This window comes from Hyphococcus aureus (genome assembly GCF_042643165.1).
GTDB classification, from domain to species: Bacteria; Pseudomonadota; Alphaproteobacteria; order Caulobacterales; family Parvularculaceae; genus Hyphococcus; species Hyphococcus aureus.
Genome location: NZ_JBHRSH010000002.1, coordinates 1,061,547 through 1,077,223 on the forward strand (window position 1 = coordinate 1,061,547; position 15,677 = coordinate 1,077,223).

Consider the following 15,677-nt stretch of genomic DNA (forward strand, 5'->3'; position numbering starts at 1 on the left):
AGCAGCCGTGACCATTCTTGAGCAATATCTGGCGAAGACTCGTGGTTCCGCGAGCCTCGCCTCAGCAGCGCCCGACGTCCTGCCGGGCGGCGTTGTCACCGACACCCGCATTTTCGACCCCTACGGCATCTATGTGAACAGAGCCGAAGGCGTCCGCAAATGGGATGTGGACGGCAACGAGTATCTCGACTTTTTCGGTGGTCATGGCGCCAACCTGCTTGGGCATTGCCCGCCGGCCGTTGTGAAGGCGGCGCAGGACGCTCTCGCCCGGGGCGTACAGTTCGCCGCGAACCAACCGCTGGAAATCGATCTCGCGCGCGAGATCATTCGTCTTGTGCCTTCGGCGGAACGCGTGCGCTTCACCGGCTCAGGCACAGAAGCCACCTTGCTCGCCATTCGCCTTGCGCGCGCTGCGACGGGCCGCAGAAAAATCGTGCGCTTCGCCAGTCACTATCATGGCTGGCACGATCACGCGGCGTCCGGCTATGCGGGTGAATTCGACGGCTCGCCTGCGCCGGGCGTCTTGAGTGCGATTGCGGATGAGACCGTTCTGCTGCCGCCGGGAGACGAGAATGCGCTCGCGGACGCGGTCGCCCGTTTCGGCGGCGATATCGCGGCCTTCCTGATCGAACCGGTCGGAACGCATTTCGGCGTCGTCCCGCTAAACCCCTACTTCCTGCACAAAATCGAAGCAGCAGCGAAAAACACTGGCTCGTTATTCATCTTGGATGAGGTATTGAGCGGCTTTCGCGTCGCGCCGGGAGGCGCGCAATCAATATACGGCCTTGCGCCAGATCTCACGACACTGGCGAAGATTCTTTGCGGCGGGCTGCCGGGGGGCGCCGTGGCTGGCCGCGCCGACATTCTCGATTTGCTATCCGCCGATCCCGCACGGCGCGGCGGCAAGACCAAAGTTCTGCATCAGGGCACCTTTACAGGCAATCCGGTTTCCATGGCCGCTGGCCTCGCCATGCTCGCCGAACTGCAGCGCATAAATGCATGCGATAGGGTCAATGCGCTTGGCGAACTCGCGCGACGCCGGCTCAACGAAACCGCGCGCTCGGAAAATCTCCCATTTCATTTTTACGGTGCGTTTTCGATTTTCCATGTTTTATTTACGGAAACGCCTTGCGCAGATATGACCTACAAGGATTACCTTCCGCGCCCGCAGCCCCTGACCAACCGGCTGCGCATGGCCCTCAACCTGCTCGGCGTCGATGTGAATACGCGCTGCAGCGGATTATTGAGCGCTGCGCATGAAGAAGCCGACATTGAGACGCTGTGCGCCGCGCTTATCGAAGCCGGCAAGATGCTTGAAGCGGAAAATCTCCTGCCCCGATAAGGCCGGTCAGATTTCATCCCCGGTCAACCGCGCCAGCAGTTCAATCAGGGTTTTCTTTTCCGCCTTGGTCAGCACGCCGGCGAAATTCTTTTCATGCATTTCAACTTTCGGCTGAGCCGCGGCGATCAACGCCTCCCCGGCCGGCGTCAGGCGCAACGAATAAACCCGGCGGTCTTCCTTGCGGCGCACCCGTCGCACCCACCCCATCTTCACGAAACGGCTGATGATCGGCACAATAGTTGATCGGTCAATGCCGGTCGCTTCGGCCAGACGCATCTGGCTGAGGCCCGGATTGAGACCGATCAACAAGAGCACGCTGTATTGTCCCGGGGCAAGTTGCTCCTCACGCAAGGCTTCGCTGAAAGTCTGAAACAGCACGCTGCCTGCGCGGCGTACGCGATAGCCGACCAGTGTCGGCAACGACCCAAATTCAATGTCAGTCGACGCCTCTTCTTCGGGCTCGCTGGCGGCATTGGGTTTAGCGCGAGCGGGTTTGGCCGACTTGATCTTAGTCTTTGCGTTGGCGGTTTTCAACTTGCGTCCTGTCGTTGTCCCTGACCGAATGGCTGGCCTTAAGCGCACCATGTCATATGTAGCGCCGTGTTACCGCGATCCCCGCCGGATGGCGAGAGGGAAGCCGCTAAAAACAGACTCAATCATCACTGTCAATTAACCGGCATCTAACTTTCCACCAGCCGAACGTATACAATAAAGCCGAACGCGACCCATGCAAAAACCCCGCATCCGCAAGAGCAGATGCGCGGGCTTTTGTTTCTGGCGCCTGCTTGAGCAGGCGAAGAATGGCCGGAGCGCGCTTGTCGCTCCGGCCCGACACCCCGGAGAGAGGTCCTTAGAAGTCTTTGCGCAGGCTGATCCCGATCGTTCTCGGGCGGTTGACGTTGACCTTGTCGAAACCGCTGATGTTGTTGACCAGAAGGCGCGCCCGCTTGTTGGTGGCGTTTTCAACGAACAGCGTCGCCGTCCAGTCGTTGAACTCTACGCCGCCGCGAAGATTGAGCAATGTATAGGCCCCGTTCTTACGGTTCAGCGGATCTTCCGGACGGAACAAGGTGTAGCTGCCGCCTGTGTAGGAGAAGATCGGTGTAAAGAACGCGTTCAACCCATCGCCTATCGGCGCGCGGTAATGCGCCTGCAGGGAGAATGTCTGCTCAGGCACCAGCGGAAGGCGATCACCCGCAAGGCCCGGGAAACTTCCCGGCCCGAAAGCACAGCTCGGGTTCATAGTGATGCGCTCGTCGGCCGTACACGAACCAGGCTGATCCTCGTCGATCTCCGCCTGCTGAATGGAGAACGTTCCAGCGAGGCTGAGGTTTTCCGTGATCTCGGCGTTCAATTCGCCCTCGAAACCGATAACCGACGCCTTGCCGGCGTTGCTGGTGTAAACGAACGCGCTTTGCGGTCCACCCAGCGTGCCCACTTGCACGTCAGACCAGTCGGTATAATAGGCCGCAAAATTAGCGGTCAGACGACCGTCCCACCAAGTCGTTTTGGCGCCGATCTCATAAGTGCGCAGAGAGTCAGAACCGAACTCATAAGGAATAGATCCGGTCGGATCGATTTGCGCGATAGCGTTGAAACCGCCGGCGCGGAAACCTTCAGCCAGCATCGCGTAGATCAGCGCATCTTCAGACGGCTCCCAGGCGAGCTGCGCCTTGAAGACCTTGGATGATTGGTCGATCTGGTTGCGCGTGTTCGGATTAGGATCAAACGGCGCCGGATTATCCGCGGTCGTCGAGACTGTTCGGTCATATTTGGCTATCCGCCCGCCGGCAGTCGCAGTCAGCGTATCGGTCAGATGGAAATAGACCTCACCAAAGGCGGCGTATTCAGTGTAGTCGAGCTTGGTGAAAAGATCGAAGAACAACGACTCGTCAGGCAGGTAAACTTGCTGACCGGTGTCGCCGAACTCATCGCCCGTATGCAGGAAGAAGCCGCCGACTGTATATTCGAACACACCCGGCTGCGATGTCACGCGAACTTCCTGGCTGAACGTCTTGTCGTTTCCAAAATTGTAAATTTTCGCACCGTAGCCTTCAAGTTCGGTGATGTCCTGCTCGCCGATGCGGTCGGTGATGAAATAGGTTGAAGACGACGTGACCGTGGCGAAGCCCAGATCGAGATTGCCGGTCAGGTTGTAAATCTGTAGCTGGTCCTTGCTGTATTCATTAACCGCCTTGATCGTTTCGAACTCGCCCGGCACTACACCAGTCGGAAACCATGGCCGCATCAGGAAGGGCGGAAAGCGCGACGGCGGCGCCATGAACCCCGGCGTGTCCTCGTTCAGGGAATCCGAAGTTTGATCCTGGAAGAATGCTGTGAAACTCAGATCGAAAACGTCGTTCGGCGTCCAGCGCACATTCACGCGCCCGCCCTGTACGTCGCTTGAGTTGACGTCTTTTTCACCAGTCGCAACATTATCGATAAAACCGCTGAGGTCTTCGAAATAACCAACAGCGCGGATGGCGAGCTTGTCTTCCACCAGCGGGATATTAACGCCGGCATTGACAAAATAATTCTCACCGCCCTTGTCGGTCGTGCTGAGGCGCCCTTCGACAAAACCCTCATATTTCGTGGAATCGGCCTCTTTCAGAATCGTCTTCACCGTGCCGCCCATGGAGCCGCGGCCATAAAGCGTGCCTTGCGGACCACGCAGCACCTCTATGCGCTCCACATCGTAAAGGCGCACATCAGACTGAGTGCCGGCGCTGATTGGAAATTCGCCGACATATTGCGCGACGAGCCCGCCCTCGATCAAGCGGCTCGAATTGATGCCGCGGATAATGTATTGCTTCCTGCCCGGACCGTAATCAATGACCGCAACGCCCGGCACCGTGCGGAAATAATCGTTGAACTCAACCGCGCCCAGGCGCTGAATATCGGCGCCGGAGATTGCGCTCACAGCCAGCGGCGTATCCTGCAGCGATTGTTCGCGCTTTTGCGCCGTGACGACAATAACATCGTCGGTTTCCGCCTGCGCGGCCGCCGGCGCGCAAAGCGCGACGAGACCTGCCGCCATTAACAGGTTTTTCTTCGTGATCTTCATGCCTAGCCCCTCTTTGCAGACGGCGCTTCGCTTCTGCGCGCACCGCCCCCTTTGCCTATGAAAAGCACCCTAACGAATATTAGATGGTAATGCAAACTGTTTTTCTAGCCATCTATTTAGGTCACAGCAAAAAACGCCGCCCGGCAGGGAGCGACACATGAAAGTCACAAGCTTCTAAAGGACAAAAGATGCGCGCCGCCTAAGCGACTGCGGTCACCCAGTCGAGATGTTTTTGATCGCGGCCGCGCACGCATTCGCTGTAAGCGGCCTGCATCATACGGGTGATCTCGCCCGGCGTCCCGGCGGCTATCTGTCTGTCATCAATTGCAATTACAGGAGTGACTTCTGCCGCTGTGCCGGTCACGAAAATCTCATCGGCGCAATAAAGCTCATCACGGGTTAACTGTCTTTCGTGAACCATCAGGCCACGATCGGCAGCCAGCGTCATCACCGTGTCTCGTGTGATGCCTTCGAGTATATTGACACGGTCCGGTGTCACGATTTCGCCATTCCGAATAACGAAAATATTCGATGTGGAACACTCGGCCACATGCCCCTGCGCATCGAGCATCAGGGCGTCCGTATAGCCAGAGCGGCGCGCCTCCATCACCGCCATCATTGAATTGATATAATGACCATTGGCCTTGGCTTTTCCCATAACCGCATTCACATGATGACGGATATAAGAAGAGGTTTTCACCGTGATCCCCGCCTCCTGCGCATCGGCGCCGAGATAAGCGTCCCAGGCCCAGGCTGCAATAGCGAGATGCGTGTCGTTGCCGGCGGCGGAGACACCGACAGTCTTGCCGTCATAATAGCAAACAGGCCTGATATAACAGCTTTTCAGCCCGCTCCGGCGCACCACATCGATTTGCGCGGCGCTGACCTCTTCGTGCGAAAACGGAACCTCCATGCCGAGGATTTTCGCTGAGTCGAACAACCGTCTTGTGTGATCGTAGAGCCGGAAAATCGCTGGTCCGCGCGCACCGTCATAAGCGCGCACGCCTTCGAAAACGCCGGCGCCATGCTGAAACGTATAGGACAGAATATGCACCTTCGCTTCCGCCCAGGGCGTGAAGCGACCGTCGACCCAGATATCGCCGGCGCCTTCTTCCATTGAGTGCATGACAGGGATTCCCTTTCCGGATTGCTTGCAAACAACGCCGGCTTTCCATAATTAGTTTTGGTTACCATCAAATTACAAAATCGTCCAGCAAAAGCAGGCGTTTGAATTTTTGTTTGCATTACCAACTTTTATACAGGATAAATGCTTCCCTCCGCATATCTCCAAACCGGGAAGCGACAAAAATTTTCACCGCGCAAAATGCGCGCCTCACAGAAAAACAACACAGAGGTACTATGTATTCGGCCAGCATGGCGCTGTTGACAGCTCTCGAAGAAGCGGGCGTTGAATTCATTTTTGCAAATTTCGGGAGCGATCACGCCGGTCTGCTCGAAGCAATTGCAGAGGCGCGGCGCCAGAACATAAACTTACCGCGCATCATCACCTCGCCTCATGAAGCCGTCGCACTGAGCGCCGCCCATGGTCACGCCATGGTGTCAGGAAAAGCGCAGGCCGTATTCGTGCATGTGGATTGCGGCACGCAGTCTCTTGCAGGCGGAATGCATAACGCCGACCGCGGCCGCACCCCGGTTTTCATCTTCGCAGGGCTCTCCCCTTTCACCCAGGACGGCGAACTGCCGGGCAGCCGTAACGAATTTATTCAATGGATTCAGGACGCCCACGACCAGACCGGCATTGTGCGCGGTTCGGTCCGCTACGCCAATGAAGTTCGCACGGGCCGCAACATCAAGCAGATCACCAATCGTGCGCTGCAATTCGCGCAAAGCGATCCTCAAGGGCCCGTTTACGTAACAGCAGCCCGAGAAGTTCTGGAAGAGACCGTCCCTCCCTGCTCAGTCGTCGCCGAAAAGTGGCGTTCTGTCAGCAACGCCGCGCTTCATGGCGATGACGCCCGCCTGCTTGCAGAAAAACTTGCAGGAGCGCGCCGCCCGTTGATCGTCACCTCTTACCTTGGCCGCAAGCCGGAGGCTGTCGCCGCCCTTGAAGCGCTGAGCGAGACACTGGGCGCGGGAGTGCTGGAATCCGTCCCCAGCCGGATGAACTTCCCTCACGATAACCCGCTATACCAAGGCAATCAGTGGAACGAACCGCAGCAGAACGATGCGCTGGCTGAGGCCGATGTCGTACTTGCAATCGACACCGACGTGCCCTGGATCGCCGCGCATAACCGCCCCGGCGACGAAGCGGCTGTCTTTCACATAGACATCGATCCGCTCAAACAGCAGATGCCGCTGTGGCATATCGGCTCCCTGCGCAGCTTCCGCGCCGACGCCGCTGTTGCGCTGGAACAAATCACGGCCTCGCTGCGCGAACTGACGCTGGACGATGCGCTTATCGCCGAACGGCGTAATTATTTTGAAACGCGTCATCACAAACGCGCCGCGGCCTTACGCGCGGCTGAACAACCTGCGGAGGGCGTCACCGCCGCGCATTTCGTGTCGCGTCTGCGCCGCCACGCCAGCGACAACACCATTGTTCTGAACGAATCGATCACGGAATATAAAACCATCTGTGATCACATGATGATGACGCGGCCCGGCTCTGCTTTCACCAGCGGCGGCGGATCGCTCGGCTGGAACACCGGCGCCGCTCTGGGCGCCAAACTCGCAGCGCCGGATAGCGAAATCATTACAATCGGCGGCGACGGCAGTTATATGTTCTCCATCCCCTCAACCGCACACTGGATGGCGCGACGCTACAAGCTGCCCTTCCTCCAGATCGTCCTTAACAATAATGGCTGGAACGCACCGCGTCATTCCATGCTGTCCGTACATCCGTCAGGAGAAGGCAGCCGCGCTGACGATCTGGACATCAGCTTCGCCCCGGCTCCGGATTACGGCGCTGTCGCCGCAGCAGCAGGCGGCGCCTTTACACGCCAGGTGCGTGAAAACGCCGAAATCGACGACGCACTAGAGGAAGCATACGCCGCGATTCGCAAGGAAGGACGCTGCGCCGTGCTGGGCGTCCAGTTGCAACCACGCTAACTGCATAGATACGCCAATGGAAAATATGCGGGAAACGACATGAAAAAATTCATTCAACGCTACCTTCTGCCTGGCGCGATATTCCAGTCCGTTGTTATCGGCGGCGGATATGGCACAGGCCGCGAACTGGCGGAATTTTTCATGCCGCACGGACCACTCGGCGGCCTTTTTTCCATGATGGTCGCCACGGCGATCTGGGGAACTGTGCTGGCCGCTTCGTTCGAGTTCGCTCGCGTCACCGGCAGCTACGACTATCGCAGCTTCTTCCGCAATTTGCTGGGACCGTTCTGGATCCTATTCGAGATCGCCTTCCTCCTGTTCATGGTCATCGTGCTTTCGGTCATTGGCGCAGCGGCGGGTGAGCTCGCTCATGCGGCCTGGGGCTTGCCGAAATTCGCCGGATCAGGCGGCTTTCTTCTCGCGGTCATCGTGCTGGTTTTCTATGGCTCAAACCTCGTCGCCGGCTTCCTCTCGGTCTGGTCGCTGTTGCTCTACGTCGTCTATTTTATCTTTCTCGCAACGACGCTCGCCAAAGCCGGCAACGTCGCGATCGCAAATCTCAGCACGCAGCAGGTTACGCCTGGCTGGCTCTGGGACGGCGTGCGCTATGCGGGTTACAACATGTCAGTTGTTCCCGTTGTCCTGTTCGCAATCCGACCGCTTAAAACCCGTCGCCAGGCGCTGACTTCAGGCTATCTTGCCGGCATCATCGCCATCGCGCCCGCAGTTTTCTTTTTCATCGCAATGACCGCCTATTACCCCGACATCACATCGGCGGCCCTCCCGGCGTCGTATATTCTCGACGCGCTGGGCATCTTCTGGCTGACGATCTTGTTCCAGGTGATGCTGCTCGGCACTTTTGTGGAAACCGGCGCCGGGTTGATCCATTCCGTCAACGAGCGAATCGCGGCGAACTTTGAAGAACGTGGCGCACAGATGTCGCGTTTTGTGCGTCCCGCCGTCGCCTTTGTCATGTTGACCGTCTCAATCCTGCTCGCCATGTCTGTGGGGCTGGTCGACCTTATCGCCAAAGGCTACGGTATTCTGACCTATGTCTTCATCGCCATCTTCATCTTACCGCTGCTGACAGTGGGCGTCTGGAAGATCATGCAAGCGGACAAGCGGTCCAAGACCGCGGGTTGAACAACGCTAACCGCCGGCGACAATCGCCGCGAGCCCGGCGCCGATGAAATTCGCGATCACATAGCCAAACACGCCGCACACGATGCCGGGCGTGACCAGCGCCCGCCAGCCCATGGCGCCCGCCATGGCGGCGGCTGTCGCCGGCCCTAGCACGCAAGCGTTGGAGCCGATCGCCACTTCCTCAATCGTCAGCTTGAACAGCCAGCCGCCAATGAAGACAAACACCGTATGCACTGAAACGATGATGGCGCCGAACAACAGCATGTTGAAGGCCGTTCCCGTCAACGCGCTGATATCAGCCGCCGCGCCGATGACGAAGAACAGAAAATAGAAAAGCAGCATGCCTATGGCTTCATCTCCGGTCAGCTTTGACAAGAGCTTCGGAAAAAAATTGGCGAGCGCGACTGAAATAAAGGTCAAAATCAAGATTGCATAGCTTGGATGGCCCGCCGCATTGGCGGCGAATGTGCTAATGGCGCAGATGGCGGCGCTAAGGCTAAGCCCCATGGCGATGTTCCACAGATCGGTTTTTGCAGTGTCGATACGCGCTTCTTCAGGTGCAACCGCGTCCGCAGCAATCGCATGCGCGCCTTTGCTCTTGGCGAACAGCCGATGCGCCAACGGCAAGGCCGTGAACGCCGTCAACAGGGTGAGATAACTGAGGCTCACCACATTGTCTGCGGCGACCGCGGCAGACATCGCCGTCGCATCATCCAGCCCGGTGGTTTTGGCGACCGCGATCATATTCATCGACCCGCCCGTATAGGTCGCCACGAACACGCCCAGCAATTTGTCGCGTAACGGGCCGAGATCGAGCACCATGAACCCGATCAGACCGCCGGCAATCGTGCCTAACGCACCAACGGAAAACGCGATCATGGTGCGTCCGCCTTCGGTGATGATGCGACGCAAATCAGCTTTGAACAGGAACAGCGGAATCGCCAGCGGTACGAAGATATCGCTAGCAATGCCATACATCGGCGCTGCATGAGGGATGATCCCGATATTTGCGAGAATGAGACCGGAAACAATGCAGAACACCGCAGCGGGAAAAATCCGCCCCATCGGCGTGCGCTCCACAAAAAGACCAAGCGCGATGGCGCCCAGCGTCACGGCGGTGAGCAGAAGATGGTTTGAAGGATCAATCATGCGCATCGCCTTTTGCTTTTGTCTGGAACACTACAATCGCGGCCTTTCTTATTCTGGCAGGCCAGCGTCTGCGGCGGACTGATCGCTGACGCGAAGGAAAGGCACGTTCTTCGCGCGGCGGTCACTGCCTCTGAAGGCGGCAATCTTGCCCGAGCCGTCGCGTATGAAACGGATATGGCCGAAGACGCCACCTTCCACCGCGAAATCATCGGCGCCGATTGGGCGCAATTGGCCTGGTCCCGCGCGCCAATGACGAACCTTAAGTCCTTCCTCCGTCAGGTCGATGAAGTAGGAAGTGTCGAGCGTCGCGCTTTCATATTTGCCCACATATTCGCCAACATAATCAGGCAGGATGTTCGGCGCTGTGATCCGGCGACCACGAAACTCATGAGGCCCGCGGCTGAAAACGAATTCGTCATATCCATCGCCGACAGACGTATCGAAGGCAAGGACGCCTGGCACGTCGTCATCGAGTGTAATGAAACGGCCTTCACTCGCCTGCGTCAGCTCCAAGCCGGGCCAGAATTGCGATGCCATGACGAGTCCGTCTTCGCTTGCCGTCACGTTCATCACCGGGCCGTCAGCGAGATGAAACTCACCCTCATAGGCGCGGCGCGTCTCCGCTGATGGAATATCGCCGAGTGCAGCGCGCGGATCAGAGATCTCCGTATCAGCCAGCAGCAACGCGCTGACAATCTTGCGCGCGCGGATCGAGGTGTCGCTGTCGCTGCGATTGGAGAGCACAGCGACGCCGAAATCTTTTTCGGGAATGTACATCACATGAGCGCGAAAGCCCGCATCCGATCCGCCATGCTCGACAACGCCGAGCCCGTGAAAATCCGAAAGCTCCAGTGCAAACGCATACGGAACCTCACGCCCGTTATTCAGCACGGCCTGTTGCAAAATCATCTGCTTCATCGCCGGACCGCCAAGCGGCGCGTCCGACAATAGGTTGCGCAGCCAGCGGGTCATATCGTTCGCCGTTGTCTGTAGGGAAGTCGCCCCGTAATTGTCGAAATTGAGCGGAACCTGACGATACGTCTCACCGTCCGGGTCGTATGACATGGAGCGCCCTTCAAGCGGTGCATTGCGGATTGAGAATACGGTCGTGCGATCCATCCCGAGCGGCGTGAATATCTGCTCATCCACGACCTGCGGGAACGGCGCACCGGCAACCTTGCCGACCACTTCAGCGAGCACCGAATAGCCCATATTGGAATAGACGAAGGCCGAGCCAGGCTCGAAATTCAGCTCATTCTGCTGCGAGGCCATCGTCAGGATATCGCGCTGGCTGATCACTTCACTTGGGCGAATGCCGGCCATGCTGGCGAGTGACCATTGATCGCGCAATCCGCTTGTGTGGTGAATGAGCTGCTCGATCATCAAGGGCTCTTTGATCTGCTTCACCGCAGGCACATAGTCCTGCGCTCTGTCGTCCAGCGACAGCTTGCCCTCATTGATCAAAAGGCCGGCGGCGTAGGCGGTAAACTGTTTCGAGATCGACGCCACATGAAGGCGCGTATCCGACGACATCGCCATCCCCGTCTCCAGATTAGCCATGCCGTATCCGTGAACAAAGGTTTTGTCGCCATAGACCACCGCTACCACGCCGCCGGGCCCGCTCTTGCTGTCCCAATCCTCGAACACCGCATTGATTTGCGCGATGTCGTCCCGCGAAAAAGACGGCGCGGCGGTCTTATTCGCTTCTTGCGCGCATGCGCCGAGGAGCCCCACCGCCGCCAGCAGCATGGCGCCCATGGCGATGCTCGTCCGTCCAAAACCCGTCATTGTGAAAGTCATGTTTCGCTCCATGGCGTCTGCCGGGAAAGACCGGCGTTCAATTCGGCCCCGCGCTCATATTGCGCGCGCCATAAATCGGCTGGCTGATACAGCCCGCCGGTCGTCCAGATGAGATGGGTCGCCTGCGGCAGGCTTTTCTCAAGTCCGTATGCGGCGAGATAAGCGCGCCCCTGCAGCGTTTGTGTCAGCAGGCATGGCCCCAGTGCGCCCGCGAAGGCGGAAGGCTCCGCCTTGATCCCCGCCTTTTCACTGGCGAGAAACAGGGCGCGATAAAGATCCTCGTCAAGCACTGTAAAAACGCCCGACACCAGCGGCGCGATCAGTGCGGTCGTCAGCTGCGAGGCTTTGCTGACCGCAAGGCCGTCGGCGATGGTGCGATTGTCGAGACCGTAATCGTAAACCGAAACCGGATCGGCGCTGCCTGTCGATAATTGCAGATAGACGCAAGCCGATGCCGCCGGCTCTGCAAAAAAACAGTGCACATCATCGCCAAAAACCTGCTTCAGTCCGAAGGATACGCCGCCTGGAGCACCGCCAACGCCGCAGGGAATATATACGAACAAGGGATGGCGCCGATCGACAGCGACGTCTTGCTCGCGCAACTGACGCTCGACTTCTTCGGCCGCTGTGCTGTAACCGAGGAACAACTCGGTTGAGGCCTCATCATCGATGAAAAACGACGTCGTGGAGACATTGGCGTCCGCGCGCGCAGCCTCAACCGCGCTTGTGTAGTCGCTGTCATGCTCAAAAATTTCGGCGCCCAGCTTGCGCAGCCGCTCTTTTTTCCAGGCGCTCGCTTCACGCGACATATGGATGACTGCGCGGAAGCCAAGCGCACGCGCCGCGGCGCCGATGCCCATGCCAAGATTGCCGGTGCTGCCGGCGATGATTGTATGCCGCGCGAAAAAGGCGCGACATGATTCCGACAGAATCCCCTCCGGCGGCTCATCCGGCGCCAGCTCGCCGCCGCGTCGCGCCAGCTTTTCCGCCAGCGACACAACTTCGTAGAGCGCGCCGCGCGTCTTCACCGATCCTCCGACAGGCAATGCATGATCGCCTTTGACGAACATCCGGCCGCCGGAGGCGCCGTCAAATCCCAGCGCGGCGGCGAAAGCATCCGCCGCGATTAGCGGCGAAACCACCTCTCCGCCCGCCTCGCGCAATTCCTCGAACAAAGCCCCATAGAGCGAGCGAAAGGAGACAAGCCTCGCGCAGGCCTTTCGCCAATCCTCGCGCGTAAGCGGCGATTTGCGCTCAATATCATTCCAGGGGCGCAGCTCCCGGTTGGTCCAGAACGACCTCCCGCCCGCCAGCGCCAATGACTCACCCGCCCTCGTCATGGGATTATTTTCTCGCTCCGCCCGTATTCGTTTGGTATACCATCAAAATTGCGCGCTCCGTGCAAATTCTAATTCTTAAGGGCGAGGGTAAGGTCATCTTATGAGCAAGGCGCAGATCAGCCCGCAGCAAGCCGCAAATCTGTATGTCTTCGAAATGGTGGTTCGCCGCTGCTCCTTCACCCAGGCCGCCGCCGAACTTCACCTCACGCAAAGCGCCGTCAGCCAGCGCATTTCGACGCTCGAAAAAGCGCTCGGCTTCGCCTTGTTAAAGCGCGGCGCCTCATCCTTCGAACTGACTGCCCATGGCCGCGAGCTCTATCAAACACTGGCGCCGCTTTATGAAAGAATGGGCGACACCATCGACATGCTCCACCGCAAAGCTGAGGAGCCTACGCTCACCATCAGTTGCAGCCCCTCACTCGCGCTGGAATGGCTAACGCCGCGTCAGGCTGCGCTAACCCAGGCGCTGGACGGCGTTTGCGTCCGCATCGTCGCCGAACATGACGCGCCGAAAATCCGTCAGATGGCGGCGAAAAACATCAATGTCGCGATCCGTTATGATGACGGGCGCCATGACGACTTCCATGTGGAAGAGATCGCCGAAGAAATCCTGATGCCCGTATGCGCGCCAGCATATCTCACCCTTCATCAAAATGGCGCGATGCCCGACATGCTGGCGAACATGACGTTGCTGCATGACAGCGAACCCTGGGATGGCGCTGCGGAAAATGAGGAATGGCGGCGCTGGCTGGAAACACAGGGCCTTGCGCCGGAACTCGCTCTGGGCGGTCATTTCGCCAATCTTGCGCAAGTCTCGATCCGATCCGCACTGTGCGGACAGGGCGTCGCGCTGGGACGCAGCATGCTCGTTTATGAGCATCTGCGCGCCGGAACACTGGCGCCGCTGGCGCCTGATGCAGCCGCCCCTATCGGCGCCGCCTATCGCGTCCTGACGCCAGTCGCGCCAGCGCCGCATTCGCCGGAAGCGAAGCTGATCGGCTGGCTGCGCCGGGAAATGGCCTTGTCCCTAACGGCTTTCCACGACAATTATCCCGCCAGGTGCGGACGTCTGCTCGCCGCTCAGTGATTACCGTGCGACGCGGCCTTCCCAGCCGGGCCCGCGCACGACCCTCCCTGGAAGCGCGCCGGTTGGCTCGCCGTCGCGCAGAACCGCCTCTCCGTTCACAAACACGTCCACCATCCCGGTCGCATATTGATGCGGCTCGGCGAAAGTTGCGTTGTCGGTGATCGTGTCCGGATTGAAGATGGCAATGTCAGCGTAATAACCAGGCGCCAAAAGCCCGCGCTGTTCGATGCGCAGATTATGCGCCGGAAGCGAAGTCATCTTGCGCACCGCTTCCTGAAGCGTCAGCGTCTTTTCCTCGCGAACATATTTACCGAGAAGGCGCGCAAAGCTTCCATAGGTGCGCGGATGGGTCATGGATTTCAAGAACACACCTTCCGTCGCGATCGCCGGGGAATCTGAACAGATGCTCATCCACGGCAAGACCAGCGCTTTTTTCACATTCTCTTCCGACATGGCGAAATAGATCGCGTCGATCCGGCTATTATCCTCAATCAGCAAGTCAATGATCGTATCTTCCGCCGAGGTTCCGCGCTCGGCGGCGACTTCAGAAAGGCGTTTGCCGGTCAGCGGCTTCAGGGCATCGGATTTGAAGCCAACCAGCATGATATTTTCGGGCCCGTTCTGCGCAAGATATTGCGCCCACCGATCAGTCGGCGTGCGCATGTCTGCGATAATGCTGGCGCGAATTTCAGGATTTTTCAGCCGGCGTATAAACTCTTCCTGTCCGCCTTCACGGCTCCATGGCGGGAGCGTCGTATCAAGACCGGTTGATGAAGCGTTGTAGGTGTACATGTCTGAAGTGATCTCAAGACCTTCGGCGCGCGCCGCCTCGACTGCAGCAATTGCTGCATCGATCTTCGGCCAGTTGGCGCGGCCAGCCTGTTTGAAATGGTATATCTCCGCCCGCACGCCAGACTGGCGCGCAATCTCAATCAATTCATAGACGCCCTCAAGCAAGGCGTTGCCTTCGCTGCGCAAATGGGACGTGTACATGCCGCCGAATTCGCCGGCGGCGCTCGCCAACGCGACAAGCTCGTCGGTTTTTGCATAAAAACCCGGCGCATAGATCAGCGCTGACGCCACGCCCAGCGCGCCTTCACGCATCGCCTCGCGCACCAGCTCCTGCATCGCGGCCAGCTCTTCCGCAGTAGGCGCGCGGTCCTCTTCGCCTATTACATAATTGCGCACAGTCGTCGCCCCGATATAAGAGGCGAAATTCGGCGCGACGCCCCGCGCCTCCATAAATTCGAGATAGTCTCCCAACGACGTCCATTCGATATCGTATCGGATATCGCCCTGCGAGCGAAGCATCTCCTCCTTGGTGCGCTCATTGACCGGCCCCCAGGATTCGCCTTCTCCGAAGACCTCCAGCGTGACGCCCTGACGGATATCGCTCTGGGCGCGGCCGTCAACCATAAGCGAATCCACCGCCCAGCTCATCATGTTGATGAAGCCAGGACTGACGGCAAGCCCAGCGGCATCAATTTCCGTCCGGCCGCGGGCGCCGGAATAGTCACCAATTCCTGCGATTTCATCACCGTTTACAGCGACATCTGCTTCATAAGGCGCCCCGCCCGCGCCGTCGTAAATCATGCCACTCCGTATAATGACATCATATTCAGGAATAGCCTGCTCCGGACCTCTTGAGCACCCCATTAGCAGCGCTAAGCCAACCCATAAGAC

11 protein-coding genes are annotated in these 15,677 nt (G+C 58.6%); 4 read left to right on the forward strand and 7 right to left on the reverse strand.

Annotation, left to right across the window (positions count from 1 at the left end):
* Positions 1 to 7: 7 nt before the first annotated feature.
* The gene (locus ACFOOP_RS18080; protein ID WP_379882560.1) at positions 8 to 1,342 is read left to right on the forward strand and encodes an aspartate aminotransferase family protein; all 1,335 of its coding nucleotides are present in this window, start codon (positions 8 to 10) and stop codon (positions 1,340 to 1,342) included.
* 6 nt (positions 1,343 to 1,348) lie between these two features.
* Here the strand turns inward: ACFOOP_RS18080 and ACFOOP_RS18085 are convergent, their stop codons facing one another.
* The 3 genes from ACFOOP_RS18085 to ACFOOP_RS18095 form a co-directional block, all read right to left on the reverse strand.
* The gene (locus ACFOOP_RS18085; RefSeq protein ID WP_379882561.1) at positions 1,349 to 1,876 is read right to left on the reverse strand and encodes a MarR family winged helix-turn-helix transcriptional regulator; all 528 of its coding nucleotides are present in this window, start codon (positions 1,874 to 1,876) and stop codon (positions 1,349 to 1,351) included.
* 316 nt (positions 1,877 to 2,192) lie between these two features.
* Positions 2,193 to 4,406, reverse strand: coding sequence for a TonB-dependent receptor (locus ACFOOP_RS18090; RefSeq protein WP_379882562.1), 2,214 nt, complete (start codon positions 4,404 to 4,406; stop codon positions 2,193 to 2,195).
* A gap of 199 nt (positions 4,407 to 4,605) precedes the next feature.
* The gene (locus tag ACFOOP_RS18095) at positions 4,606 to 5,532 is read right to left on the reverse strand and encodes a branched-chain amino acid transaminase (protein ID WP_379882563.1); all 927 of its coding nucleotides are present in this window, start codon (positions 5,530 to 5,532) and stop codon (positions 4,606 to 4,608) included.
* Between the two features lie 233 nt (positions 5,533 to 5,765).
* On the opposite strand from ACFOOP_RS18095, the gene ACFOOP_RS18100 reads away from it, so the two are divergent.
* Together ACFOOP_RS18100 and ACFOOP_RS18105 are read left to right on the forward strand one after the other, a co-directional pair.
* Entirely contained in the window at positions 5,766 to 7,475 is a 1,710-nt protein-coding gene (locus tag ACFOOP_RS18100; RefSeq protein ID WP_379882564.1) for a thiamine pyrophosphate-requiring protein, read from the forward strand.
* 39 nt (positions 7,476 to 7,514) lie between these two features.
* On the forward strand, positions 7,515 to 8,618 hold the full coding sequence (locus tag ACFOOP_RS18105; protein WP_379882565.1) for a YkvI family membrane protein: 1,104 nt from the start codon (positions 7,515 to 7,517) through the stop codon (positions 8,616 to 8,618).
* A gap of 6 nt (positions 8,619 to 8,624) precedes the next feature.
* On the opposite strand, the gene ACFOOP_RS18110 is transcribed toward ACFOOP_RS18105, so the two are convergent.
* Genes ACFOOP_RS18110 through dsdA form a run of 3 tightly spaced genes read right to left on the reverse strand, consistent with a single transcriptional unit; the run spans position 8,625 to position 12,907 of the window.
* Positions 8,625 to 9,767: a DUF819 family protein gene (locus ACFOOP_RS18110; protein ID WP_379882566.1), complete on the reverse strand. Its 1,143-nt coding sequence runs from the start codon at positions 9,765 to 9,767 to the stop codon at positions 8,625 to 8,627.
* Positions 9,768 to 9,815: 48 nt separating this feature from the next.
* On the reverse strand, positions 9,816 to 11,567 hold the full coding sequence (locus ACFOOP_RS18115; protein ID WP_379882567.1) for a serine hydrolase domain-containing protein: 1,752 nt from the start codon (positions 11,565 to 11,567) through the stop codon (positions 9,816 to 9,818).
* Entirely contained in the window at positions 11,564 to 12,907 is a 1,344-nt protein-coding gene (dsdA, locus tag ACFOOP_RS18120; protein WP_379882568.1) for a D-serine ammonia-lyase, read from the reverse strand. The genes ACFOOP_RS18115 and dsdA overlap by 4 nt, the downstream gene beginning before the upstream one ends.
* A gap of 100 nt (positions 12,908 to 13,007) precedes the next feature.
* Between dsdA and ACFOOP_RS18125 the strand changes: the two genes are divergently transcribed.
* Complete coding sequence (locus tag ACFOOP_RS18125; protein ID WP_379882569.1) at positions 13,008 to 13,994, forward strand: LysR substrate-binding domain-containing protein; 987 nt, start codon at positions 13,008 to 13,010, stop codon at positions 13,992 to 13,994.
* Here the strand turns inward: ACFOOP_RS18125 and ACFOOP_RS18130 are convergent, their stop codons facing one another.
* Positions 13,995 to 15,587, reverse strand: coding sequence for an N-acyl-D-amino-acid deacylase family protein (locus ACFOOP_RS18130; RefSeq protein WP_379882570.1), 1,593 nt, complete (start codon positions 15,585 to 15,587; stop codon positions 13,995 to 13,997). It lies immediately after the preceding gene.
* Positions 15,588 to 15,677 lie beyond the last annotated feature (90 nt).

Coding starts and splice junctions, on each gene's coding strand:
- dsdA (WP_379882568.1), bottom strand. CDS start 12,907: ATGACGAGGGCGGGTGAGTCATTGGCGCTGGCGGGCGGGAGGTCGTTC.
- ACFOOP_RS18105 (WP_379882565.1), top strand. CDS start 7,515: ATGAAAAAATTCATTCAACGCTACCTTCTGCCTGGCGCGATATTCCAG.
- ACFOOP_RS18110 (WP_379882566.1), bottom strand. CDS start 9,767: ATGATTGATCCTTCAAACCATCTTCTGCTCACCGCCGTGACGCTGGGC.
- ACFOOP_RS18095 (WP_379882563.1), bottom strand. CDS start 5,532: ATGCACTCAATGGAAGAAGGCGCCGGCGATATCTGGGTCGACGGTCGC.
- ACFOOP_RS18115 (WP_379882567.1), bottom strand. CDS start 11,567: ATGACTTTCACAATGACGGGTTTTGGACGGACGAGCATCGCCATGGGC.
- ACFOOP_RS18090 (WP_379882562.1), bottom strand. CDS start 4,406: ATGAAGATCACGAAGAAAAACCTGTTAATGGCGGCAGGTCTCGTCGCG.
- ACFOOP_RS18100 (WP_379882564.1), top strand. CDS start 5,766: ATGTATTCGGCCAGCATGGCGCTGTTGACAGCTCTCGAAGAAGCGGGC.
- ACFOOP_RS18125 (WP_379882569.1), top strand. CDS start 13,008: ATGAGCAAGGCGCAGATCAGCCCGCAGCAAGCCGCAAATCTGTATGTC.
- ACFOOP_RS18130 (WP_379882570.1), bottom strand. CDS start 15,587: ATGATTTACGACGGCGCGGGCGGGGCGCCTTATGAAGCAGATGTCGCT.